Raw genomic sequence first — 25,648 nt, 5'->3', positions numbered from 1 at the left:
AACAAAAAAAGAACCAATCCCGGACTACATCTGTCCGGAATTGGTTCTTTTGCTATATTTTTGTTTTCGTTGGGCAACTTGGCTTCGATATGGTCTAAGAGCCCGCGGCTGCCCCAGTACTTCCGACATAATCACACCGTTAACAATACCCTCTCGCGTCAAGTTATGACGCATCTCTTTTCGCATCACTTGCTGGGCTGATGTTAAACCTTCTGCCGTTTTCCTGGTATTATGCTGATCCGGCGCATGATAAGCTGGTTCCTGTGTTTGACTATTGCCAGCCGGATTCACATAGTCAGCGAATTGTTTTCGCTGCTCTTCTTGTTGTTCCTCAATAGATGCAGGCAAGTCAACTGGTTCAGGCTCACGTTCGAAATTCGCGCCTCCAGCTGTTTGCGTTTCACTGCCAGAAGAGGAAGACCGAGACGCCGTTTGATCACGGCGAGGACTCCCAGCATCTCCATCATCATGTTCCGTACTGTCTTTAAAAAAGTGGTTCGAAAAGATCGCAATGATGATGCCGATAATGGCTAAAATGATTTCCATCATAACCCTCCTATATCATCAAAGAGACCGTTATTCATTCCGATTGTTGTCATTTTTCTCGCTGTCATCGTCCGTTATTTTGCCAATCATATCACGCATATCCGTGTCAGCGTCGATATTCTTATAATTCATATAATCCATAACACCCATGTTGCCGGAACGCAGGGCTTCAGCAAGTGCACGCGGCACCTCAGCTTCAGATTCAACCACTTTAGCACGCATTTCTTGCACACGTGCCACCATTTCCTGTTCCTCTGCCACAGCCATTGCACGTCTTTCTTCAGCTTTAGCCTGCGCAATGTTTTTATCTGCTTCAGATTGGTCTGTCTGCAGATTAGCTCCAATATTTTCGCCAATGTTGACATCAGCAATATCAATTGACAGAATTTCAAACGCAGTGCCTGAATCCAGTCCTTTCCCTAAAACATTATGAGAGATAGCATCAGGATTTTCCAGAATATCTGTGTGCGCCTTAGAGCTCCCGATTGTACTGACAACGCCTTCGCCAACACGGGCGATAACCGTTTCTTCTCCGGCGCCGCCGACCAGTCGGTCAATATTTGCACGTACCGTAATCCGCGCTTTTGCTTTCACTTCAATGCCATCCATCGCGATACCCACAATAAATGGAGTCTCAATTACTTTTGGATTAACGCTCATGCCCACAGCGTCCAATACATCACGGCCAGCCAGATCAATAGCTGCCGTCCTTTCGAATGACAGTTCAATATTCGCTCTCTGGGCAGCAATCAGGGCATTGACAACTCTGTCAACATTTCCTCCTGCAAGGTAGTGACTTTCCAGCTGATTCGTGGACACACCCAGTCCTGCTTTATGAGCTTTGATCAGCGGATTGATGACTCTGGCCGGTACAACCCGGCGCAAGCGCATCCCAACGAGTGTAAATATGCCAACTTTCACCCCTGCAGCAAGGGCACTGATCCATAGAAGAACTGGAATAAATGTGAATAATATAGCCAGAGCAATTAAAATAATTGCAATAATGATAATCGGCATCAGTTGTTCCAGACCCAAATAAATCCCTCATTTCTTAATGATTTAAATTTCTCTTACAATCACACGAATCCCTTCAACTCTGACAACGCTTATTGATCTGTCTTTTTCAATAAATCCCCCCTCAGAAACAACATCAACCCGCTCATTGCCAATTAAGGCACTGCCGGACGGTCTTAGAGGTGTCAGCGTTTCGCCTGTGCAATTAAGAAGTTCTTCCCGGTTGTCTGTAGCCACATACCCGTGCTCGGTTGAGGTCTGATCAGTTAGTACAATACGGTTGAAAAAACTTTTTTCGCGGCTAATGGTTTTAAACAGGATAGCCGCGGCGATTAGCGTTACAACTAAAGCAATGCTGATACTCATCACCATTTCACCAAGATCCTGACCTGACATGATAAGCGACCCAATAACTGAAGCAACGCCCAGTATTCCAGCAATCCCACCTGACAGGAAGAATTCCGCAATGATAAGTCCAATACCCAGTATTAATAATATGACAGCTTCCATGCCAGCGAGGCCAGCGATGATATGGCCATAAAAAAATAAGATTAGTGCCAGTATACCAATACTTCCAGGAATACCAAAACCTGGTGAGAACAGCTCCACAATCAAACCAATGCTGGCTACTGATAAAAGAATCGGAACAACAACAGGACTCGTAATAAATCTTGCCAGATGTTCGGAAAAGGTCATTTCGACCTCTGTGACATCAGCATCGCTGTAGCCTAATTTATCCAAAAGTTCTGCACGGCTTTCAACTGTCCCATTTGAATAACCAATTTCTTTCGCTGTGCTTGCTTCAAGAGTCAAATATTTTCCTTCACCCGCTCCATATTTCGGCATATCGATACTTGGATCAGCCATCGCAGCAGCATACTGTGGATCGCGTCCATTCGATTCGGCAGCACTCTTCATAGCTGACAGCCACGCTGATTGGGCTTTTTTGTCAGCAGCTGTCCCGTCCTGGTTGATAACACCGCTTGCTCCCATAGTCGCCTGTGGTTTCATATAAATATTATCTGTATTCAGTGCTAAGAAAGATCCAGCAGACAGAGCTCGATTGGCTATAAAGGAAGTCGTCTCAATGTCCACCTTTTGGAAATTCTGAGCGATTTGTTCAGCGGCATTCACGGCCCCGCCTGGGGTATCAATTTTAAAAATAATATGATCCGCTTTATTCTCTTTCGCTTCATCAACCGCACGACTAAGGAATGCTTCAAGTCCCTTTTCGACCTCATCCTTAATCGGGATAACATAAACGTGCTCACTGTCATGACCACTTTCTGCGGCAAAGGACGGAAGCAGCATACCGGATAAAGCATATAATACACTAACGATCATTATCAGAAAAAATTGCCTGTATCCAGTCCCTTTCACCCAATTCCTCCTTCCTTTATACCAAATCACTCGCCATGCTTAATGATAGATGATTGTTTCAATTTAGACATTTGTTTAAAATCATAACATAAACCATTCATAATATTATAGGTTTTTTCACTAAAGAACTGATTCGACTAAACCATAGACGTTAAAAAAGTCTTACCGTAAGCCGGCAAGACTTTTAAAATGACTCTAAATGTTTTTGGACCAATTGGTTAATTTGAGCACCATCAGCTTTTCCTTTAACTTTTGGCATAACTGTGCTCATAACCTTGCCCATATCTTGTTTGGAAGTTGCCCCGACGTCTTCGATGGCTGCCTTCACAACTCGTTCCAGTTCTTCTTCGGAAAGCGGCTGGGGCATATATGTTTGAATAACATCAATTTCCGTTTCCAGTGGCTCAACAAGATCATCGCGGCCAGCTGATTTAAATTCTTGGAGGGAATCCTTCCTTTGCTTCAGCTCTTTTGAAAGTACCGTTAATTCCTCGTCTTCTGAAAGACTTTGCTTACCAAGTTTGATGGTTTCATTCTGCAATGAAGCTTTCAGCATGCGAATGACCGCAAGTCTGTCTTTTTCTTTGGCTTTCATTGCCTGTTTCATGTCCTCATTCAGCTGTTCCATCAATGCCATGGGCCTGCACCTTCTTTATTTGCGCTTTCTGGCAGCTTCAGACTTTTTCTTACGTCGCTCACTTGGTTTTTCGTAATGTTCACGCTTACGGTATTCCTTCAATGTACCACTTTTGGATACATCGCGTTTAAAGCGGCGAAGAGCATCATCAAGAGACTCGTTTTTACGAACGCGAGTTGTATTTGACATACTAATTTCCCTCCCTCCGAAGCACAAAACAAAAATAAAATAATACATGTATAACTTCAAGACTTATGTCAAACATGTCTGGATACAGTATAATATATTTAAGTCTTTAAATCAACTAAAAGTTTATAACCAAGACCGACTCAGAGGCACCTGCCTGTCGGAATCACTCTTCTGCACTGTCTATAATCGCAGCACCGGCGCTGGCACCAATCCTGGAAGCGCCAGCATCAATCATGGCTGTCATCGTTGACAGATCACGAATGCCGCCTGAAGCTTTAACACCCATAGCGTTTCCAACAGTTTTCCGCATCAATTGAACATCGCTGACAGCGGCTCCACCGCCCGAAAATCCTGTCGATGTTTTAACATAGTCGGCACCTGCCTGTTCAGCCAAGTAGCAGGCACGTACTTTTTCTGCATTCTCCAGAAGAGACGTTTCAATAATCACTTTTGTCAAAGCGTGTTCCTTTGCTGCAGCAATAACGGCCCCAATATCCTGCTGGACAGTTTCATCGTTGCCCGACTTTAATTCACCGATATTCATTACCATATCCACTTCAGTCGCACCATCTTTAAGTGCCTGATTTGTTTCAGCAACTTTGGATGCTGTCGATGTGGCTCCAAGCGGAAACCCTATAACAGTACATACTTTCACGTCTGTGTCATGTAAATAAGCATAGCAATATGGGACCCAGTAAGGATTAATGCAAACCGAGGCAAACCCGTACTCCCGTGCCTCTCTGACGACCTGGCTCATCTTGTCTTCAGTTGTATCAGGTTTTAATTGTGTATGGTCAATATATTTAGCTAGTTCCCGGCTCATTTTCTGATTCCTCCTAAATCATCAATGGTATCTCTTGAGTTTAACATATCGGTATCAGAGATGCAGGCGTTAACGCCGGCATGTACCAGATTCAGATCACAGCAAATCACGCAACGGCGAAAGAAACAGCACCTTGTTCGATATTAATAATACGCTGACTCTTCAAATTGGTAAGAGATACTTGCCAGCGCATATAAAGCAGCTGTTTCTGTGCGTAAAATACGCGGCCCCAGACGTACAGGGTAGAATGCATTTTGTTTTAACAAATCAGCCTCTTTTTCGGAAAAACCGCCTTCTGGACCAATAACAATCAGTACGCGTTCTCCCGGCCGCACGTTCTTGATATAACTGCTGAATAACTGCTGTGTTTCTTTTTTTGCCTCTTCCTCATAAGCGAACAATTTCAGATGATAGCCTGCATTCACCTCAGCCAGTTTCTTAAGATCACTGATCGGCTGAATAGACGGCATTTTATTACGCTGGCTTTGTTCACTTGCTTCTTTGACAATTTTATTAAATCGCCGCATCTTTTTGTCCATTTTTTTATCATCCCAGACAACAACTGTCCGTTCAGACCGGACAGGAATAAATGAAGCCGCACCCAGTTCTGTTCCCTTTTGCAGGACTGTTTCCATTTTATCGTTTTTTGGCAGTCCCTGGGCAATCGTCACTTCAACAGGGGATTCGGCAGATCCCTCCAGCCATTCCTTAACGACCGCGTGAACCACATTATTTGTAATGGACGTTATGGTTGAGGTGGCAGCTTGCCCGTTCGGATGGCTGCAAATAATCGTTTCACCCGTTTTAGACCTCATAACGCGGATGATGTGATGGGCATCATCACCGGTTATCACAATTTCGTTATCATTCCAATTTTCTGCTGGTACAAAATAGCGCTGCAACTCACGCACCACTCTCTTTTTGAGGCTTTTGTGCAACAATCGCGATCCAGTCTTCCATAGCACTCACACCAACAAGGTGAAAACCAGCCTCTTTCAGACCATCTTCCACCATCTGTTGCTTATCCTGAATGATGCCAGACGTGATAAAATAGCCGCCTGGTTTCAGGTTTTTCCAGGCATCAGGAATAAAAGTCACAATAATTTCCGCTAGAATGTTGGCTATAATAGTGTCAGCTTGTCTATCAACCTGATCGAGCAAATCATTCTGTTCCGCAAAAATCTTATCCTGGAGACCATTTAAATCACGATTAATCTGCGTGCTTTTAACAGCAACATCGTCGAGATCCAATGCATGAACGACCCCGGCACCGAGAAGACCGGCAGCAATACTTAGCACACCGGAACCACATCCTACATCGATGACGGTATCATTCGTATGTATATAGCACTCTGCAGCTTGAAGACTTAACAGCGTTGTCGCATGTGACCCAGTTCCAAATGCCATACCTGGATCAAGTTCAATCATAATTTCATGATCTGCTGGTTCATAGTCTTCCCAAGTCGGGACAATTGTCATTGTGTCAGATACGTTAACGGGATTATAATACTTCTTCCAAGCGTTCGCCCAATTTTCTTCGTTAACTTCGTTCAACACCTCAATTTGCGTCTTTCCGGTATCCACTTCATATGCAGGCAGTGCCTGAACAGCTGACTCAATATGCTTAATTGATTGCTGCAAGTCACTGTTTACCGGCAAATAGGCTGTAACATAAACGCCTGTTTCAGGATAATCAGCGGGATTCAATTCATATATCTCACCAAAAGAAGACCTTCGTTCCTTATTTAAATCGGCCGGATCATTAATAACCAGCCCATTAATGCCTGTCTCATATAGAATATTGCTAATTGGTTCAACAGCTTCACGGGTTGTATGTATACGTATTTCAGACCAGTTCACAATACAGCCTCCTGCTTTTCTGGCGATAGCAAACAATTAAAATTTAATCAAACCATTAGAATGAAAGGACTTCTGCCAGCACCCCCATTCTATAAAAATAATTCTTATTTAGGGGGGCGTTCAGAAGTCCCTCATAATCTTTCTTATGTCAGCCGGATGTTAATTTTTGAAGGCATTTTTGAAACGCTGGAACAACGAGCCTTGTTCGTCTGTGGCTTCATTTCCGCCAATTTCATTAAATTCTCTCAGCAATTCCTTTTGCCGATCAGACAGCTGGCTCGGTGTGACCACTTTAACTTCAACATGCTGGTCGCCTTGGCCATAGCCATGTACGTTAGGAGCACCTTTACCTTTTAATCGGAAGACTTTTCCTGTTTGTGTGCTCGCAGGAATTGTCAGCATCACTTTGCCGTGAACAGTCGGCACTTCAACTTCATCGCCAAGAGCTGCCTGTGCAAACGTAATTGGAAGTTCACAGTAGATATGGTCGCCATCACGTTCAAAAAACTCATGCGTGCGCACCTGAATAACGACAAACAAGTCTCCCGGCGGTCCGCCATTAACACCTGGCTCGCCTTTGCCGGCTACTCTGATTTGGTGACCTTCATCAATACCTTTAGGAATGGTGATGTGAATGCTTTTATTCGTCTTCACTTTGCCGTTGCCGCCACATGTATTACATTTTTCCGGAATGATTTTACCAGTACCATTACAATAATGGCATACACGGCGATTAACGACACGGCCAAATGGTGTGTTCTGCTCGGTATTTAATTGACCAGATCCCTGACAATGGGAACAAGTCTCCGTTTTCGTACCAGGTTTGGCACCGGAACCATCGCATGTGTCACATTCTTCTTCGCTTGGTATATTGATATCTGTTTCTTTCCCGAAGATGGCCTCATCAAAATCCAATGTCATGGTATACTGTAAATCAGCGCCTTGCTGCGGTGCGTTCGGATCACGTCTGCGTCCGCCGCCGAAGAACATATCAAATATATCACCAAAACCGCCAAAGTCACCGAAGCCTTGAGCACCACCAAATCCACCTTGGCTTTCAGCTCCAGCATGGCCGAACTGATCATATTGTGTTCGTTTTTGTTCATCACTCAGTACTTCATAAGCTTCTTTGACTTCTTTGAATTTTTCAGAAGCATCTTCTTCTTCACTGACATCCGGATGATATTTTCTTGCCAATTTGCGATAAGCTTTTTTTATATCGTCCTTCGAAGCATCTTTATCGACGCCGAGCACTTCATAATAGTCGCGTTTACTCACTTGTGCATCACTCTCCCGACACTATTCAATACATATTATCGTACCATTAATACCATTTTCATCGCAAATATTGGTATCATGGTCTGTTCATCAGTGAAAAAAGTCAAAGTCAAGAAAACCTGACTTTGACTTGGTTTTACTGAATAAAGGTCAGTTCGTCACCCTGTTGGAGGAGGAAATAGAAGTCTCACAGAAACGCTCATACTGCTGACAGACACGTGACGGGCACGCTTTCCTCCCCCCCTGCAGAGCTAACGTCATTGATCACGTTTTATGAAGCGACTATCATTTAGTCCCTTAACTGTTATTTTTGTTGTCTTCGTCATCATTTTCGTCATCATTGACGTCTTTATAATCCGCATCTTCGACATTGTCATCTGAATTTTGGCCATCATCTTGCTGACCTTCTTCAGATTGCTGTTCCTGAGCCATTTGTTCATACATCTTAACAGACAGCTGCTGGACTTGCTCTTGTAACGCATCTTTCTTTTCTCTGATCTGTTCAAGATCATCCGCTTCAATAGCGTCCTGCAATTCTTTTTTAGCATCTTCAGCTTTTTGTTTTTCATCATCTGTTATATTGTCGCCCAAGTCTTTGATCGTCTTATCAGTTGTGAATACTAACTGATCAGCTTCATTACGAAGATCGGCTTCTTCACGGCGTTTTTTGTCTTCTTCCGCATTCTGCTCTGCTTCTTTAACCATATCTTCGACTTCATCGTCTGACAGACCCGATGACGACTTAATGGTGATAGACTGTTCTTTATTCGTGCCTTTATCTTTAGCACTGACATTGACAATGCCATTTGCATCGATATCAAATGTTACTTCAATTTGCGGTGTGCCACGTGGTGCTGGCGGAATATCCGTCAGCTGGAAGCGGCCCAGCGTCTTATTATCGGCAGCCATTTCACGTTCACCCTGGAGCACGTGAATATCAACAGCCGTTTGATTATCAGCTGCCGTTGAGAAGACCTGAGATTCACTGGTAGGGATCGTTGTATTACGCTCAATCAGTTTTGTCGTAACACCGCCCATTGTTTCAATACCCAGTGACAGTGGTGTAACGTCCAGAAGCACAACGTCTTTGACATCGCCTTGCAGAACACCGGCTTGAATAGCAGCACCCATTGCAACTACTTCATCAGGGTTAACGCCTTTTGATGGCTCTTTGCCGATGTTTTTCTTGATAGCTTCCTGTACAGCAGGAATACGGGTTGAACCACCTACCAAGATGACCCTGTCGATATCTTTCGCTGCCATATCCGCGTCTTTAAGTGCTTGACGTGTTGGTCCCATCGTCCTCTCAACAAGATCTGTTGTGAGTTCTTCAAATTTAGCACGTGTCATGTTCATTTCAAAATGCAGCGGGCCATTTTCGCCAGCTGTAATAAACGGCAATGAAATTTGTGTTTGACTGACACCAGATAGTTCTTTCTTAGCTTTCTCGGCAGCATCTTTCATGCGTTGTTTAGCCATTTTGTCTTGTGAAAGGTCAATGCCATATTCTTTTTTGAATTCTTGAATCATATGATTCATTATCAATTCATCGAAATCATCGCCGCCCAGTTTATTGTCACCAGCTGTCGCAACAACTTCAAACGTACCTTCACCAATGTCTAGGATGGATACGTCAAATGTACCACCGCCAAGGTCAAAAACGAGAATTGTCTGATCCTGCTCTTCTTTATCAATGCCATAAGCCAGAGATGCTGCTGTCGGTTCGTTAATAATCCGTTCAACTTCCATTCCCGCTATCTTGCCTGCGTCTTTTGTTGCTTGACGTTCAGCGTCGTTGAAATATGCTGGTACTGTAATGACTGCCTTATCGACCGTATCTTCCAAATAATCTTCAGCATAAGATTTAATATGCTGCAGAATGATCGCAGAAATTTCTTGTGGCGTGTATTCTTTTTCGCCAATGGTTACTTTTTGATCAGTACCCATATATCTTTTGATAGACTCAATTGTATCAGGGTTTGTAATAGCCTGTCTCTTAGCTACTTCGCCAACCTGGCGTTCATCATTTTTGAAGGCTACAACAGATGGTACTGTACGATTACCTTCAGGTGTTGGTATAACGACTGATTCGCCGCCTTCCATCACTGCTACAACCGAGTTTGTTGTTCCTAAATCGATGCCAATTGTTTTACCCATAGTCAATCTCCTCCTTCAAAGCTTATCCAATAGATTATTTATTGACTTTGACCATAGCTGGCCGGATAACGCGATCTTTCAAATAATAACCTGTTTGCAACTCTTCTGTAACTACTTCTGAATCTGCTTGTTCATCTTCAACTTGCATAACGGCATGATGGATGTTTGGATCGAATGGCTTTCCAACCGATTCAATTTCCTCAACGCCCTGTGCCTTCAATGCGTCTTTCATCTGGTTATATACCATATTCATGCCATCAGCAAAACTTTTTGTATCATCCGGCACATCTGTCTGAAGCGCGCGTTCAAAATTGTCAAGAACTGGCAGTAATTCTTTCGCGAGATCTTCTGCCTGGTATTTGCGCTCTGACTCTTTTTCTTTTTGCGACCGTTTTTTGAAGTTGTCAAATTCTGCCTGAACACGGAGCAGCTGCTGATTTAAGTCATCCCTTTCCTGCTGGAGCTGATCCAATTCAGCCTGATTGGGCTTTTCGCCGTCTTCTGATGACTTCTCTTCAGAGCTCTCCTGATTATCAGCATCAATAACTTCTGCTGTAACGGTCTCTTCTGTTTCTTCATCCTTTTCGTCATTCTGATTCATTGTTTCCTGATTTTTATCTGCCATCCCTGCCACCTCCAGTATGAAATTTGCCAAGATAGAATATACCACGAAACATGTTGAATATAAACATATTGTTCCTAAAAAATATGACGTCATGCTAAACAGTCAATATTGGACAAAACAAGTGTTTTTGTCCATGTAAGAAGAAGACAGTTTCCTGATTTTCTTCTTTAACATTGACGGGTTGCAAGCATCTCAGTCATCAGGATGATACCACTCACCCAGTACGTCAGTCATTTCGGATGATATGGCATTCAACAAGGCAATCATCCGTTTATATTCCATCCGTGTCGGTCCGATTAATGCAATCGTTCCCGTTTGCCCATCATTCATGTCATATGTTGCTGTAATCAGACTGCATTCTTTAATCGCATCAACTTTATTTTCATGACCAATGGAAACTCTAATGCCATAAGAAGCATCTTTTAGCAAGTCTGCCAGTTTATCTTCTTCCTCAATCAGTGAATAAACCGAACGCACTTTATCAATGTCATTGAATTCAGGCTGCATCAGCAGATTTGTTTTACCGCCGAAATACAATTTGAACGTGTTTTCATTATCAAATGCCGCTTTCAGATAGGCAAGGGACGATTCGACATCTCCCATATACTTGCCCATTATATTAGCCATTTCACCATTTAGCTTATTGGGCATATTAATTAAAGGCACGTTATGCAATCGATCATTTAAAATGTTAACCATCTTTTCCAGATCTGATGCATCAATCATTTCCGGTACTGAAAACAAACGATGCTCCACATGGCCAGTATTGGTTACCAAAATAGCCACTGCAGTTGAAGGCGATAAAGAAATGATTTGCAGCTGTTTCACTCTCGTCTCAAACATTTCCGGCCCCAGAATAATGGAGGTATAGTTTGTTATCTCGGACAGAATCTCCGCAGAACTTTGGACAATCTGTTCAAATTGAAACAGCCCATTCTGCAGCCTGTTTCGGATAATCCGTCGATCGTCTTTCATTCTCAAAGGCGAAATCAGATGATCAACATAATACCGATACCCCAGTTCTGATGGAATTCGACCGGAAGATGAATGTGTTTTTTCCAGGAATCCCAATTGCTCTAAATCAGCCATTTCGTTCCGGATGGTTGCCGGGCTGTACTGAATGTCATTCTTCTTAGCAATCGAACGTGAACCAATAGGACGTGCTGATTCAACGAAATCATCAATAATGACTTGCAGAATCAGTAACTGTCTTTCTGTTAACATGAGGATCACCTCTGTTAGCACTCCGCCCTTCCGAGTGCTAATGCTAACCATAAATTATCAAATCCCGTTTTTTTTGTCAACGAACATGTTCCAGTTCCTGTTCATCCAGCAAGAATTGTTCAAAGACATCGTCACCAAACAACATACCCTTGTCAGTTAACTGAAGATTATTCCCGTTTTGCTGCAGCCAGCCTTTTTTACTGAGAAAAGCGAGAGCGTCATTGAAAAGCGTCTCCAGGGAAAATCCATATCGCGACATGAAACGGTCAGCATTAACACCTTCCGTCTTGCGCAAACCAAGAAACATCTCTTCTTCAATCATTTCCTTAAGACCTATCTCTTCAGTATGCACTACCGGCTTTCCGTCTTCCATAGCCTTCTGCACATAATCCGGAAGCGGCCCAATATTGCTCACTCGTTTGCCGGGCAGATAACCGTGGGCACCCGCTCCAAACCCGTAGTAATACTCATTATCCCAATAAACAAGATTGTGCTGGCTTTCAAAGCCTGGTTTGGCAAAATTGCTGATTTCATATTGCCTGGTTCCCAGATGGCGCATCGTTTTCTTTAAAATGTGATACATTTCAACTTCTTCTTCTTGTGGCGGACGATGCAATTTTCCTTTTTTATAACGGCGGTAAAAGGCCGTTTTGGGTTCGATCTGTAAAGCATATGCAGAATAATGCGGCAAATCAAATGCCACAGCTTCATCAAGTGTCTGCCTGAAATGCTCAACTGTCTGGTTCGGCAACGCATAAATCAGATCAAGACTTATATTATTAAAATGATGCTGCTGCAAACTATCAAGTGTCCGGTACACATCACTGACTGTATGCAACCGCCCAATCTCTTTAAGAAAAGCATCATCAAATACCTGAACACCTAATGAAATGCGGCTCACACCATAACTTTTCAGCAATTCGATCATATCACTATTAAAATCGCCGGGATTACCTTCGATCGTGAATTCAGAACAGCTGGATACATCAAATTTACTGCTGATCACCTGCAAGAGTGATCGCATCTGGTATATCGTTAAAGCAGTGGGGGTTCCGCCACCAATATAAATCGTTTTGACAGGATTATTCAGCCCGGGAACTTGTGTATTCATTTCCTGGGCAAGTGCCTCAATATAGTCTGTTGCCTGTTTTTCTTTATAAAAAGCTTTATTAAAATCACAATAGTAACAAATTTGCTGACAGAACGGTATATGAATATAAACCGATTGAGCCTCCATGATAATCTCCCTTACACAGAACAGGACAGGGCATGCCCAGTTCTGTCAAAATTAGTCGCCGTCGTCCATTCTCAATACAGCCATGAATGCTTCTTGAGGAATTTCAACTGATCCAACCATTTTCATACGTTTTTTACCCTCTTTTTGTTTTTCCAGAAGCTTGCGTTTTCGTGTCACATCGCCGCCATATAACTTCGCTGTGACATTTTTCTTCACGGCTTTAATGGTTGACCTGGCGATAATTTTATTACCGATAGCAGCCTGAACCGGCACCTCAAATTGCTGCCTGGGAATGAGGTCTTTCAGCTTATCAACGATGTGTTTTCCGCGTTCATAAGCAAAATCCCGATGAACAATAAAAGACAAGGCATCAATGGTATCGCCGTTTAAAAGAATGTCCATTTTAACCAGATCGGAAGGATGATATCCCATTATTTCGTAATCAAATGAAGCATATCCCTTAGTCTGGGATTTCAGCTGATTAAAGAAATCATAAACGATTTCCGACAATGGCATATGATAGACAATATTGACGCGGACCTCATCAAGATATTTCATGTCAGTAAACTGGCCGCGCTTTGCCTGAGCAATTTCCATGACAGAACCGACAAATTCATTCGGCACCATGATTGATGCTTCCACAAATGGCTCCCGGACTTCATAAACGAGCTGTGAATCAGGCATCATAGTTGGATTATCAACTTCAACTACATCACCATCTGTCTTTTCGACCTCGTAAATAACTGATGGAGCCGTCGTAATTAAATTAACATTAAATTCACGTTCAATCCGTTCCTGTATGACCTCCATATGCAGCATGCCCAGAAAACCACAACGAAAGCCAAATCCTAATGCTTGTGAACTTTCAGCTTCATACTGCAGTGATGAATCATTTAATTCCAGTCTCCCCAAAGCATCACGCAAATCACTGTATTGGTCAGATTCAACGGGGAACAGACCGCAAAATACCATTGGTTTCATTTGTTGATAACCAGGCAGCGGTTCACTGGCCGGATTCTTGGAACGCGTGATCGTATCACCGACTTTTGTATCGCTGACATTCTTGATGGAAGCTGTCAAATAGCCAACATTGCCAACCGTTAATTCCTCCTGGGCTATCGGATTAGGTTTAAAAACGCCCAGCTCATTAACTTGAAATTCTTTACCATTGGCCATCAGCTGGATTTTATCACCTACTTTGACTGAACCCTCTCTAATACAAATATAAGAGACAGCACCGCGATAAGAATCATACAGCGAATCAAATATTAGAGCTTTCAGCGGATTATCTGGCTTGCCAGCCGGTGCTGGTACATCGGCAACAACTCGCTGCAGAATTTCATCAACTCCTATATCATCTTTGGCTGATGCGAGTATAATCTCGTCCTTATCGATACCAATAACGTCTTCCAGTTCCTGCGCCACCCGTTCTGTATCGGCATTTGGCAAATCAATTTTATTGATAACCGGAATAATCTCCAAATCGTTATCAAGGGCGAGGTAGACGTTCGCAAGCGTCTGAGCTTCAATTCCCTGAGCTGCATCCACAACTAAAACAGCTCCCTCACATGCTGCAAGACTTCGGGAAACCTCATATGTAAAATCGACATGTCCGGGCGTATCAATTAAATGAAAGAGGTAGTCCTCGTCGTTTTTATCTTTATAATTCAGCTGCACGGCATTTAACTTAATCGTAATACCCCGCTCCTGCTCTAAGTCCATCGCATCCAAAAACTGCTCTTTCATTTCACGCTGTGTCAAGGCTTTTGTTTTTTCCAGAATGCGGTCTGCTAATGTCGATTTGCCATGATCGATATGGGCAATAATAGAAAAGTTGCGTACGTTCGCTTGTTTAATAGTCATATTGACCGTCCACTCCTACTTTATTTCCTGTTTCCTCCAACTTAACGAATCTGCACGGAAACCATGATAACTAGGTTTGATTATAGCAATAGCACGGCATACATTCAAGAAACAGCCACCTAAACAACAAGCACTTTAAAAAAATACCTGCACCAAATCATATGTCATACCAACGACTATTTCATAAAATCCCTTGACACCAGACTCTAAAAATTGAGCCGTTTTCTGTGTTAAATGGTCGGGTGAGTCAGACATCTCCGGTTCCTCTTCAGGCAATTCTTCAACAATTACCTGTTTTTCCTCAGCTTGTTCAACCGTTTTATCGGAATCAGTCTGGTTCGCCTGATTCTCACGGTCCATTCCAATGACCAGGCCTATTAAAAAAAACACGGCTAATGACAGCATGACAATAAGCGTACGCACAAGATCCCCCCCTATTCATCAGCATCCACTTTCTCAGCATCCCAGTAATAATCACTGAAAATATCAGCAACTGCATCAGCCGTCCGGTACAGCTCATCCAGATTATTTTCAATGCCTCCAATTTCCATCAGCATAGCGTTCGGTGATAGATCCTGATTATAGATTCCATTACTGCCAGCACCTTTTTTGGTAATGACACCTCTGCTGAGGCCTGGATATGTTTCTTCAATTCTCTTATGAAGCTCATTGGCGATTTCCAGATTATTATCATAATCCTCATACTTCGCCCCAACAACAAACATAATCCGGGCATAATCTTCACCGTCTATTTCTTTAGTCGTTTTGCCCCGTTTCATCGAATCCCGATGCACATCGAAAGAGTACTGCAAGTCGTCATTACCCGTGAACGCCTCCTCAACGACCTCTCTTGACGCCTGATAGGATTCATAGTATTCCAGATCCTGTTCGTTCAGTTCATGCATAATATCAGTATGATCTACTTTAGTCCCAATACCATTTGTCTCCAATTCATCAGCAAACCGCTCACTTACTTTGCCAACATTCACCTCATCGTGCTGAGCCTCATCACCATTGTCAGCATCGGGCAAATGAGGTAAAAATGATTCCCGATTATGCGTGTTGTAGATAAAGACAACATTACGATCTTTTGTGGTCGGTCCTTTTTTATCACCGTCTGTCTCTTCCTGATTTTTCTCCTCCTCAACTACTGCATCGCGTTCTTTTAAAATCTCATCCAGAGGAGGCGCTGACTCGACAGGCAAATTCGTATAATCTGTTCCTTCTCCAGCTACGATGATTTCATTCTGAAACGTTAGAAATCCCGGCAATTCCTGACCTAAAAGGCTCCGTGTATCACTTGGTTTGATATTGGTAGCCATTTCAAACAGCATATTGGAGATATCCGGCATTTCCTGATCTTCCGGATAGGCTTCTTCAAACCCTTTGTTCTCCATACGCATCAAGTATAAAAAAATCGAACTGTCCAAATCACTCGTCCAGTTGGTAATTGTGTTCGAGGAAAACCGGTAAGCCGGTGATACAGTCGTCAAAAAACCAATACCGATAAATAAAACAGCTACACAGATGATATAAAGACCGCTTTTCTGATAAAAATGCCGCAATAGTTTTTTGCGTTTTGGCTCTGATTTGTTGTTATGATCCATCGTCCCACTCCTCTTAAGAATGTCCCTTAGTAGAATCTATGACATTCATTCAGGAGATAGAACCAATTCTCTTAAATGCCAGAAATGATAGACAAATCAAAAGCGGCCTTCAACGGGAATAGTCTGCAGCATTATCAGCTGTTATGCTGCTATGCATGGCTGCATTTAATCCTTTAGCTATAACATCCGCCATATCCCTCATGAATCCGTCCACCTCTTTCGGAGTTACCATTAAATTGTAACCAGCTGGTGTTAGAACCTCCTCAATTAATGATTTTTTGTCTTGTTCAGATAACGTTCCAACGATTCCCAGAAATCGCTTCCGTTTTTCGTCATCAGGCAAATCATCATCAGTTAACTCCTTATGACCAAATGTTAATCCGGCAGGCGTTAATGAGTTGGCAGGTCTGTCTTTATCCCGCCATTCTCTGCCAAGGTGTTTTAGTATCAAATCAATGGTATCGCTTGTAATGGTGACAGCATCCACAACGGTTGGAACGCCAACAGCAAATACCGGCACGCCAAGTGTTTCCTGACTTAATTCTTTTCGTTTATTGTCCACACCCGAGCCCGGATGAATACCCGTATCAGAAATTTGAATGGTTTCATTCACACGATCAACCGAGCGGGAAGCAAGAGCATCAACAGCAATGACAAAATCCGGCTTGAATTTCTCTGCAATTCCAAAAATAATGTTGCTGGTCTCAATCCCTGTTACCCCCATCACCCCCGGTGTAACAGCAGCTACTGGCCGGTAACCGTCTGAGACTGTTTCGTGTTCCAGCTCAAACAAATGATTCGTGACAAGCACCTTTTCAACAGACATTGGTCCGAGCGCATCTGGTGTGATGTTCCAATTGCCAAGCCCGACAACTAATCCCGTACTGTCAGCTGGCACATGATGTTTCTTTAATAGTTCTTTTAATTCACTTGCAAATACATTAGCCGCGTTTTGCTGTTTTTGCGTATCCTGCTTTTTAACGCCATCAGCGTAAAGCGTAATGTAGGAACCTTCTTTTTTTCCGATCCGTTTTTCACCTTCTGCATTAATGTCAATATACGTTAGAGCGATGTCTCGCTCTTGTTTATCACGGACCGTGACACCCTTAATATCCTGCTTGTTTTCTTTGTCTTTTTCCACATACATATCACGGGACTCAACTGCCAAATCAGTTCGAACATTGAACAACTCGTCCTCTACAGTCATACAAACCCTCACTTTCATACATTTCTAAACGTGTTTATAGGTTTCACGTTTTCTGTGTAAATCATACAGACGCAAGCGATATCTATTGAAAAGGGGTAACGTGTCTGATAAAATATCCGTTGTTGTGCTAGAACTTAATGAGTTTTACAAGGTTTAAATGTATATTTTCAGGAGGTGACTTCATTGGCAAATATTAAATCAGCAAAAAAGCGTATTGACATTAATGAAAAAAACCGCATTCGGAACGCCGAATTCAAATCAGAAATGCGCACCTATATTAAACATTTGGATAAACTAATCCAGCAAAATGATGCAGAAGGAGCTAAAGAGGCCCTTCCAAACACTATCAAGAAAATCGATAAAGCTGTTCAGCACGGCGGTGTCCATAAAAATAGTGGCAATCGCGAAAAATCCCGTTTAACAAAAGAAATTAATAAACTGGGTGCCTGATGATTACAGTCAGTTCTGACTAATACAGCTAAGACTGTACATGTTACATGGTTGTTTTTAGCCATAAAAAAAGCGATCCTCCTATGGGGATCGCTTTTTTTATGGCTATTCAGCGGATTAGTTGATAGAGTAAAAGCTCAAAAGCAAGTTCTTTTTCCATTTTGCCCTGTTTGATTGCTGTATCGGTCTGTGTTAATTGATCTATAATCTTCTCCAACCCCTGAATTGTAAACTGACTCATTCGCTGGCTGGCCATTTTAATGACATACGGATGGGCACCAATTTGTTTTTGCATTTGAAATTGCGTGTATCCTTTGTGACTCATAAGCTTTACGCGCAAGATAGTCCGAAACTGAAAAGCAAGCAGTGCAATCAGCCCAATAGGATCTTCCTTCATTTTCTCCAGATCCTTATATATGGAAACAGCTCTGTGCAAATCACGATTGATAACAGCATCAACAAGCCGCAATGAAGAACCGGTTTCGGTATGTGAGATTAGATGATCAGCTATATCCTTGGTGATGACACCATTTCCGCCCGTAAAAGTCGCTAGCTTTGCCAATTCATTCTGAACCTGATACAGATTCGTTGACAGCTCTGACGCCAGCATATCCAATGCTTCTTCTTCAATTGAAACACGCATAGCACCGGCTAAATTGTTAATCCAGGATTTGAGTTCATACTCTTTGATTGGCTGACACTCAGCTGTAACAGCTGTTTGTTTCAGAACTTTACTGACTTTTTTGCGTTCATCAATTTTCTCATAGGGGGCAGAGAAGATAAGCACCGAATAGTCAACCGGTTGTTCCAAATAGTGAATTAAAGCATTTAAATCATGTTCAAAGGGGAGTTTATCCGGTTTGGGCTTTAAAAACGACGGATTGTCCGCCATAATTAGTTTAGTGCCTCCAAAAAAAGGGTAAGTTTCAGCGTCTGTTATCACATCCTGGATCGGTGTCTCCTGCAAATCGTAAACCACTAAATTCTCTTCAGATTCTTCTGTGAGAACAGCACTTTTAATGTACTTTGTTATATTTTGTATAAAATAAGATTCCGTTCCATATAATAAATAGACAGGTGCGATTTGTTCTTGCTTAACTCGTTGCAGTACATCCATATATGCCAAGATATTCACTCCAATGCGATATAAACAATCGTAAAGCTTAATGCACCGAATAGCAAACAGTTTTCACGTACGTAAGGAAAACGCTGAAGTGAGACATACATGCACTTAAAATGGCGGGGAACAGTTAATTCCCCGCCTATCATCTATAAATAAACGTTTAAAAGCCAGCCCTAGAAACGGACTTTTAAACGGTGTTTGGCCCTGCAGTTATTAGCATATCCCTGACTGATGAAAGTATAGATGTCAACTCTTGTTAATCATTTTCAGACTAAATGTGGATTTTTTTATGTATTTATTTTATACTTGGAATATATTAGGAGGGGTGACGATGAACGATTTTGAAAAAGATGTGCAGTCAAAAAATAATGATGTTGTCGACTCAATTAAAGGATTTGGATTCTCCTTCGTTTTCTTTGTTCTGATCTTTGCTATTGGTTCAGCCGTCAATTATTTCGGCTCATAATGGCAGCAAAAGAGACTGTAGATGATAAACAGTCTCTTTTTTGTTTGTATGACAGTCTATGGCTTAAAGACAGAAAAGGTTCCCTTTGACCCTGTGAAATGAAACTGAATGGCACCTTTCTGATCAGTTCTTAAAATAGTAACACCTGCCTCATCAAGTGTCTTGATAACACTCGGAGTCGGATGGCCGTATTGATTATTCTCACCGGCTGAAATCAGCCCATATGCCGGCTCTAACTGCTCGATAAAGCCGGGATCCGTAGACGTGTTACTACCATGATGTGCCACCTTCAGAACCGAGGGGTTCAAACCAGGATAATCACCCGCCAGCTGTCTTTCTGTTTCCTTTCCGATATCACCCGTAAACAACCATTCTTCTCCGCCCATTTGTGTATAGAGGACAAGTGAGTTTTGATCCTTATCATTTTTATCCGTATGGGGTGCTAATACCTGGAAGGTCTGTTTACCTACCGTCATAACGTCGTCAGTCGATGCACGGATCACCTCTGTCTCATTCCTTTCCAATGCCTTTGCAAGCTGTTTCGAAAAGACAAAATAATCACTTACAATGACACTGCCAACGGTCAGCTCATCGGCCATAAATTTCACACTGCCCATGTGGTCCATATGATCATGTGAAATAAAGACAGCATCCACCTGCGTTATACCCCGCGAATATAAATACGGACGAATAATTTGTTTGTATTCATTATCCGATGCAGCGTCATCGCCAAAAGATAACTCTGCCCCGGCATCCACAACTATCACACCTTGGCGATAAGGAAGTTCAATAACCATTGCACCCCCTTGCCCAATATTAAGCATGGTGAAATGACCTGCCGGAGAAAAATAAGGACGGAGCATAAGCAGCATTATAAGCGCGGTTATGAAACAACCGTACTTAAAGGCTTGCCACAGCTGGTTTAACGTCACTTTCTTCATAAAAATAACAAACAAAGTATAGTATACGAGCGCTCCGGCAAGCGGAAAGGAGCCAATCACCCAGGGAATGTATAAAGTCTGATCAATCCATTCAACAGATGACAGAAACATATCATGAATTGAAATAAATAATTGATCAGCATAAGAAACAAGCCACTGAGACACTGGAGCCACCAGCAGGATCCCGAACATAAAAGGAATAACAAACAGTGTGAAGTAAGGAACAACGATCAGATTTAAGGGTATAGACAGCGGATGAAATGTGTGGAAATAGGCTATCTGCAGCGGCAAAATCATCATTTGTGAGACAAAACTGATATTTAGAACGGTGAAAAAAGAACTGGTCGTTTGAGCAAGCCAGCTTCTGGATAAAAGCAGACCAAACGTGACGCAAAACGAGAATTGAAAACCGACATAATACAGCATATATGGATCAAACAGCACTAGCAGTAAAAAAACAATACTGAGAACGTCAGTCACGCTCAACGTCCACTTCCACTTATTAGCAAGCAAGAATAAAACAACCATAAAAGCTGCCCGCAGAACAGATGGCTCACCACCAGCAAGGAAGACATAGAGCGGTAAAAAGAAGATAACGATCCAGTGTGCTTTTTCTTTGGTGAGCAGATTCAATCTCACAAGCAGAAAATAGATTAAGGCGACAACGATACCAACATGGAGTCCGGAAATGGCCATCAGATGTGATAAACTCCACCGCTGAAAACGTTCCGTCATTTCCTCATCCAGCCCGGAATCATCACCAAATACAAGAGCATTTAACCATGAAGCAGTATCGGAACTAACCTTACTATCAACATACTTAATCAGATCACTACGCAGCTCATAAACCGTGTTCATCATTGAAGCCCCAGTACAGCTAATGTCCTGCGGCGAATCAAGTACCACTTGATAACGAATGTCCTGTGTCAGTAAATACCGCTGATAATCAAATTGACCGGGATTTTTGTTTGACGGCGGTATTTCGGGATCGCCCCGAATTGTACAGGTCGCACCAGATTTTAATTGCTTGCCTATATTTTTCGCATCATTAAAATGGACAACAAGAAATGTGTGGTCTGATCTGTCATCGGAGAGCTCAAAAGCAGTCCGGCTGTCAGATGTTTCTATGGGGCTGGTAATTTCTCCTGTAAAATTGGATTCATTCATGGGATACGTCTCACTGCTGCTCTGTGGTTTTTCTAACTGAGGGATATAAATTGAGGCTGACATGGCAAAGGCTAAGGAAATGAGGAGAGTAAGCTTCCCTAACCTATTGTAATAAACTAAATACAATAACCAAATAACAAATAAAGCCAGCAGCCATTTTTGGCCAAATAAGACTGTCAGAAAAGCAACCGTGACGCCCAAGGCAGGAAAATGCCAGAAACCTTTCATGCCTTCACCTATGAAACAAACCAGCAGCTTCAGCTTTTAACATTTCATAACGAGAGCGGTCATTCGTTTGCGTTTCAAGTTCCTGAAGCAGCCGGTCGACATACGCTTCTTTTTCCTGATACTCCTGATCAATCTGCAGATCCGTTAACACAACGTTATACGTTTCAACCCCGGCCTTTTTAAGCAATTCCATCGCATACGAATGGTTATTATAGTCTTCAGCATAATAAATTTTTTTGATGCCGGCCTGGATGAGTTGTTTGCAGCACTGCAGACATGGAAAATGGGTGACATAAATCTCGGAGCCATCCGTTGGGACACCGAACTTAGCACACTGCAGAAGTGCATTGGCTTCTGCATGAATAGTACGGGCACAATGCCCATCAATCATGTAGCACCCCTCGTCAATACAATGCACATCACCGGAAACACTTCCATTATATCCACCGGCAATGATGCGTTTATCTCTGACGATTGTTGCCCCCACCATAAGTCTTGTACAAGTGCTCCGCAATGCCAGAAGGTAGCTTTGCGCCATAAAATACTGATTCCAGGAAATACGTTCCATGATGATCGTCCTCCTTCTTCTAACTGAATAGATCCTCTCCATTATTGAAATACTAGGGAACTTGAATATCGTCCTTCAGAGATTCCAATGTCTTATCACCAATACCTGATACGTCCAGAATATCGTCGGCTGTTTTAAAATAACCATTCTCCTCTCGATACTGAATAATCGCTTCTGCTTTGGATGGACCAATGCCATTCAATTCTTCCAATTCTTCCTGTGATGCCTTATTAATTCGCATTTGCGACGTTTTATTGTTTGCAGATGCCGGTTTTGCATTGTCAGCACCGTCTTTCGGCACGTTCACAATCATTTCATCCTGCACTTTTTGAGCTAGATTGACCGTGGCCTGCTCAGCCTTTTCTGTGAAACCGCCGGCCATCTTAATAACGTCATTAACGCGGGTGTCAGATTCCACCTCATACACACCAGGTTCGTCCACCTCACCTTTCACATCTACCATAACACGCCCTTCTTCCGATACGTCATCTTCACTTGCTTTTGTGAGAGTACCTTCTTCCTCTGATGGCAAACTTGGGTCAGATACTGCCGTATCAGCACCCGTATTGTGGTTAAAAAGCAAAACCAGACCAATTATTAACACAATCACTAGCGGGAAACCAAACTTCTTAAGAGGGGTTAACAATGTATGCCGTCACATCCTTCGGGGAAAAGTCAGAGGTCAATCGGTTTAGCGTTTGGAAGCAGTTAATGGGGGGTTCTTCACGAGACGCTCTATACCTCTGGTTAATCTATTCGACATTCTCTGGCAAAATCCTTCTTAAACATATGAAAAGATCGGAAAAAATTATTCCGATCGTTTAACAGCCGTTATGAACAGTCTTTCAGCCTCGTTCTCATGATCATTCGGATGCAGTGAAAAATCGGCCGAAACAGATTGTATGTCAAAACCCGCTTGCTTTAACGCCTGATTATAAAAATCAATTGAAAAGGTCCTCTGATGATGCCATTCATCAAACCGGTTAAATTGCTCCTGATCTCTGACGAAAAAAGTCAGGTCATGATACATATCACCTGGCCCGTCACCTTCCTGACAAAACCATATGTATGAAATATCATCCGAAACAACAGCAAATGTCTGATTGACCAAATGGTGTTCAACATGAAAAAGGGAGTGGACATCAAAGACAAACAGCCCACCTTGTTTAAGTACGCTGGCTGCGTTTTCAAAGACCGTATAAACATCTTCTTCTTTCGTTATATAATTGATAACATCACAAAAACTGATCGCCATATCCTGATCTACAATGCCGTTCAGCTCACGTAAATCTTGCTGAAGCCACTGAACTGGGACATCAATTTGACTGGCACGCTGTTCCGCCACGCTCAGCATGGCACCTGAATTATCAACGCCCGTCATGCGATAGCCCAACTGGGAAAGCCTCGTGGTAATCTGGCCTGTGCCACACCCTAAATCGACAATTGAGTCAATATCCTTTCCACATGATCGAATTGTCTGACCTGTGAAGTCTATCCAATCATCGTATGGCGCATCTTCCATAAGCTGGTCGTAATAATAAGCCATTTGCTCATACGTCATAGCTGTCACCCATTCTGGCCGGCGTTAAGTTCAACTCGGGAAGCATCCCCCCATAAACGCTCAAGATTATAATACTGTCGTTCATCATGATGAAAAATATGACACACAATATCGCCCAGATCAACCAGGATCCAGCGGGCTTGATCAAAACCTTCCATGCGTATAACCTGGAGTTCCGCTTCGTCCATTGTGTCTTTAACAGCTCTCGCAATGGCCTGAACCTGACGTTCATTCGTTCCATGACAAATTAGAAAATAATCTGTCATCAGCGAAATATCCTCCATATCCAAAGCAATAATATCTTTTGCCTGCTTAGCATCACAGGCATCTGCAACCATTTGTATGACCGTTTGATTATCCATGACTGTTATTACCTCCGCTTAAACGTATCGTTAAATCATTATAAGCATAAAATGTATCGGGATAGACGGTTTTATGCTGACTGACTAAAAACTGAATCGTATTCCTTAAAGCCATCCAAGCTGCCTGATTTAAATCCGTTTCAGCCATCTCCCTGGCTTCCTCTACGCCGGGAAACGATCGGCCGGGTTCAATATAGTCCGCAACAAACAGAATCGTCTCCAGCAAGCTCATATCAGCTCTGCCAGTTGTATGATAATAAATAGCATTTCGTATGTCCTGATCAGCTACACCATGTTTTTGCTTAACGATCATGTAGGCTGCCGGACCATGCCACAGTTCATGATGGTAATCAAGCAGATCGGCTGGCAAATCATTATCCTGAATGATCCCGCGCAAATCTTCGAGCGGAAAATATTTAGCATAATCATGCAAAATAGCTGCTATCTCAGCTTTTTCAATTGAAGCCCCGTTTTTTTCCGCCAGTTGTTTGGCAACGTCAGCTACTCGAAGTGTATGATCGAAACGTGTCTGTTTTAAATGAGGTTTGACAATTTCAATAGCTTCATCTCTATTCATACAATCGGTTCTCCTTTATATAAGTTTCAACGCTCTCTGGGACCATGTACTTAATCGTTTTTTCGCTGCGCACACGGTTTTTTATTGCCGTTGAGGAAATTTCCATGAGCGGAACATCCATTGTCCGTATGGCATAGTGACTGTTAATCGTGTAGCCTTTGCGATTAACACCAACAAACGTCACCATCTCCAGCAGTTGCTCAATATGCCTCCAGCGCGGTAAGTTCTCCACCATATCAGCACCAATAATAAAATAAAACGATGTGTCAGGGTGAGCTTCCTGAAGCCATTTCATTGTATCAAAGGTGAAGGATTTTCCTAAACGATTCACTTCAGTCGTCTCAACTTTAAAAAGAGGATTGTCCGCCGTCACCCGTTCAAGCATCGCCACACGGTCCATTGTGTCAGCAGCAGCGCTTTCCTTATGCGGCGGTTCATACGAAGGCATAAACCATACCTCATCAAGCTGTTGAGCATGGCAGACGTCGTTAGCTATTATTAAATGACCAATATGCGGCGGATCAAATGTACCTCCCAATATCCCAATAGATTTCATAC

General features: G+C 42.6%; 27 protein-coding genes. 2 read left to right on the top strand and 25 right to left on the bottom strand.

Features of this window, described 5'->3' with window-relative positions; genetic code table 11:
• Positions 1 to 24 precede the first annotated feature (24 nt).
• The 17 genes from ACFQU8_RS12855 to gpr all read right to left on the bottom strand — a co-directional run bounded on the left by ACFQU8_RS12855 (position 25) and on the right by gpr (position 17,647).
• The gene (locus tag ACFQU8_RS12855) at positions 25 to 546 is read right to left on the bottom strand and encodes a hypothetical protein (protein ID WP_382360932.1); all 522 of its coding nucleotides are present in this window, start codon (positions 544 to 546) and stop codon (positions 25 to 27) included.
• A 30-nt stretch (positions 547 to 576) separates the two neighbouring features.
• Entirely contained in the window at positions 577 to 1,581 is a 1,005-nt protein-coding gene (gene floA, locus ACFQU8_RS12850) for a flotillin-like protein FloA (RefSeq protein WP_382360929.1), read from the bottom strand.
• A 24-nt stretch (positions 1,582 to 1,605) separates the two neighbouring features.
• Complete coding sequence (locus ACFQU8_RS12845; RefSeq protein ID WP_382360926.1) at positions 1,606 to 2,940, bottom strand: NfeD family protein; 1,335 nt, start codon at positions 2,938 to 2,940, stop codon at positions 1,606 to 1,608.
• Between the two features lie 184 nt (positions 2,941 to 3,124).
• Complete coding sequence (locus ACFQU8_RS12840) at positions 3,125 to 3,577, bottom strand: GatB/YqeY domain-containing protein (protein WP_382360923.1); 453 nt, start codon at positions 3,575 to 3,577, stop codon at positions 3,125 to 3,127.
• Between the two features lie 15 nt (positions 3,578 to 3,592).
• Entirely contained in the window at positions 3,593 to 3,766 is a 174-nt protein-coding gene (rpsU, locus tag ACFQU8_RS12835; RefSeq protein WP_382360920.1) for a 30S ribosomal protein S21, read from the bottom strand.
• A gap of 163 nt (positions 3,767 to 3,929) precedes the next feature.
• Entirely contained in the window at positions 3,930 to 4,589 is a 660-nt protein-coding gene (deoC, locus tag ACFQU8_RS12830) for a deoxyribose-phosphate aldolase (protein WP_382360917.1), read from the bottom strand.
• Between the two features lie 143 nt (positions 4,590 to 4,732).
• Positions 4,733 to 5,491, bottom strand: coding sequence for a 16S rRNA (uracil(1498)-N(3))-methyltransferase (locus ACFQU8_RS12825; RefSeq protein ID WP_382361686.1), 759 nt, complete (start codon positions 5,489 to 5,491; stop codon positions 4,733 to 4,735).
• Position 5,492: 1 nt separating this feature from the next.
• Positions 5,493 to 6,449, bottom strand: coding sequence for a 50S ribosomal protein L11 methyltransferase (prmA, locus tag ACFQU8_RS12820; protein WP_382360914.1), 957 nt, complete (start codon positions 6,447 to 6,449; stop codon positions 5,493 to 5,495).
• Between the two features lie 159 nt (positions 6,450 to 6,608).
• Positions 6,609 to 7,727 (bottom strand): molecular chaperone DnaJ, encoded by a 1,119-nt coding sequence (gene dnaJ / locus ACFQU8_RS12815; protein ID WP_382360911.1) that lies wholly within the window; start codon positions 7,725 to 7,727, stop codon positions 6,609 to 6,611.
• Between the two features lie 297 nt (positions 7,728 to 8,024).
• Positions 8,025 to 9,884: a molecular chaperone DnaK gene (gene dnaK, locus ACFQU8_RS12810; protein ID WP_382360908.1), complete on the bottom strand. Its 1,860-nt coding sequence runs from the start codon at positions 9,882 to 9,884 to the stop codon at positions 8,025 to 8,027.
• A gap of 34 nt (positions 9,885 to 9,918) precedes the next feature.
• Positions 9,919 to 10,509: a nucleotide exchange factor GrpE gene (grpE, locus tag ACFQU8_RS12805; RefSeq protein WP_382360905.1), complete on the bottom strand. Its 591-nt coding sequence runs from the start codon at positions 10,507 to 10,509 to the stop codon at positions 9,919 to 9,921.
• A 192-nt stretch (positions 10,510 to 10,701) separates the two neighbouring features.
• The gene (hrcA, locus tag ACFQU8_RS12800; RefSeq protein WP_382360902.1) at positions 10,702 to 11,733 is read right to left on the bottom strand and encodes a heat-inducible transcriptional repressor HrcA; all 1,032 of its coding nucleotides are present in this window, start codon (positions 11,731 to 11,733) and stop codon (positions 10,702 to 10,704) included.
• Between the two features lie 76 nt (positions 11,734 to 11,809).
• Positions 11,810 to 12,970 (bottom strand): radical SAM family heme chaperone HemW, encoded by a 1,161-nt coding sequence (gene hemW, locus ACFQU8_RS12795; protein ID WP_382360899.1) that lies wholly within the window; start codon positions 12,968 to 12,970, stop codon positions 11,810 to 11,812.
• 51 nt (positions 12,971 to 13,021) lie between these two features.
• The gene (lepA, locus tag ACFQU8_RS12790; RefSeq protein ID WP_382360896.1) at positions 13,022 to 14,833 is read right to left on the bottom strand and encodes a translation elongation factor 4; all 1,812 of its coding nucleotides are present in this window, start codon (positions 14,831 to 14,833) and stop codon (positions 13,022 to 13,024) included.
• A gap of 135 nt (positions 14,834 to 14,968) precedes the next feature.
• Positions 14,969 to 15,256, bottom strand: a complete 288-nt coding sequence (locus ACFQU8_RS12785) for a hypothetical protein (protein ID WP_382360893.1) — start codon at positions 15,254 to 15,256, stop codon at positions 14,969 to 14,971.
• 11 nt (positions 15,257 to 15,267) lie between these two features.
• Positions 15,268 to 16,440 (bottom strand): stage II sporulation protein P, encoded by a 1,173-nt coding sequence (gene spoIIP, locus ACFQU8_RS12780; RefSeq protein ID WP_382360890.1) that lies wholly within the window; start codon positions 16,438 to 16,440, stop codon positions 15,268 to 15,270.
• Between the two features lie 109 nt (positions 16,441 to 16,549).
• Entirely contained in the window at positions 16,550 to 17,647 is a 1,098-nt protein-coding gene (gene gpr / locus ACFQU8_RS12775) for a GPR endopeptidase (RefSeq protein WP_382360887.1), read from the bottom strand.
• Positions 17,648 to 17,830: 183 nt separating this feature from the next.
• On the opposite strand from gpr, the gene rpsT reads away from it, so the two are divergent.
• Entirely contained in the window at positions 17,831 to 18,097 is a 267-nt protein-coding gene (gene rpsT / locus ACFQU8_RS12770; protein WP_382360884.1) for a 30S ribosomal protein S20, read from the top strand.
• A gap of 109 nt (positions 18,098 to 18,206) precedes the next feature.
• Here the strand turns inward: rpsT and holA are convergent, their stop codons facing one another.
• Positions 18,207 to 19,214, bottom strand: coding sequence for a DNA polymerase III subunit delta (gene holA, locus ACFQU8_RS12765; RefSeq protein WP_382361683.1), 1,008 nt, complete (start codon positions 19,212 to 19,214; stop codon positions 18,207 to 18,209).
• A 337-nt stretch (positions 19,215 to 19,551) separates the two neighbouring features.
• Between holA and ACFQU8_RS12760 the strand changes: the two genes are divergently transcribed.
• Entirely contained in the window at positions 19,552 to 19,686 is a 135-nt protein-coding gene (locus ACFQU8_RS12760) for a YqzM family protein (RefSeq protein ID WP_382360881.1), read from the top strand.
• Between the two features lie 56 nt (positions 19,687 to 19,742).
• On the opposite strand, the gene ACFQU8_RS12755 is transcribed toward ACFQU8_RS12760, so the two are convergent.
• From ACFQU8_RS12755 to ACFQU8_RS12725, 7 genes are all read right to left on the bottom strand, one after another.
• Positions 19,743 to 22,022 (bottom strand): DNA internalization-related competence protein ComEC/Rec2, encoded by a 2,280-nt coding sequence (locus tag ACFQU8_RS12755; RefSeq protein ID WP_382360878.1) that lies wholly within the window; start codon positions 22,020 to 22,022, stop codon positions 19,743 to 19,745.
• A 4-nt stretch (positions 22,023 to 22,026) separates the two neighbouring features.
• On the bottom strand, positions 22,027 to 22,590 hold the full coding sequence (locus ACFQU8_RS12750; protein ID WP_382360875.1) for a ComE operon protein 2: 564 nt from the start codon (positions 22,588 to 22,590) through the stop codon (positions 22,027 to 22,029).
• Positions 22,591 to 22,642: 52 nt separating this feature from the next.
• The gene (locus ACFQU8_RS12745; protein ID WP_382360872.1) at positions 22,643 to 23,200 is read right to left on the bottom strand and encodes a helix-hairpin-helix domain-containing protein; all 558 of its coding nucleotides are present in this window, start codon (positions 23,198 to 23,200) and stop codon (positions 22,643 to 22,645) included.
• Positions 23,201 to 23,398: 198 nt separating this feature from the next.
• Positions 23,399 to 24,151: a class I SAM-dependent DNA methyltransferase gene (locus ACFQU8_RS12740; RefSeq protein WP_382360869.1), complete on the bottom strand. Its 753-nt coding sequence runs from the start codon at positions 24,149 to 24,151 to the stop codon at positions 23,399 to 23,401.
• A gap of 5 nt (positions 24,152 to 24,156) precedes the next feature.
• Positions 24,157 to 24,513, bottom strand: coding sequence for a ribosome silencing factor (gene rsfS / locus ACFQU8_RS12735; RefSeq protein ID WP_382360866.1), 357 nt, complete (start codon positions 24,511 to 24,513; stop codon positions 24,157 to 24,159).
• Positions 24,506 to 25,090, bottom strand: coding sequence for a bis(5'-nucleosyl)-tetraphosphatase (symmetrical) YqeK (gene yqeK / locus ACFQU8_RS12730; RefSeq protein ID WP_382360863.1), 585 nt, complete (start codon positions 25,088 to 25,090; stop codon positions 24,506 to 24,508). Before yqeK ends, rsfS begins: the two co-directional genes overlap by 8 nt.
• Positions 25,083 to 25,646, bottom strand: a complete 564-nt coding sequence (locus tag ACFQU8_RS12725) for a nicotinate-nucleotide adenylyltransferase (protein WP_382360860.1) — start codon at positions 25,644 to 25,646, stop codon at positions 25,083 to 25,085. The genes yqeK and ACFQU8_RS12725 overlap by 8 nt, the downstream gene beginning before the upstream one ends.
• Positions 25,647 to 25,648 lie beyond the last annotated feature (2 nt).

It is taken from the genome of Lentibacillus kimchii (genome assembly GCF_042666895.1).
In the GTDB taxonomy this organism is placed as follows: Bacteria; Bacillota; Bacilli; order Bacillales; family Amphibacillaceae; genus Lentibacillus; species Lentibacillus kimchii.
The sequence above is the reverse complement of the archived record's forward strand: the minus strand, read 5'-3'. Positions and strand labels throughout refer to the sequence as shown.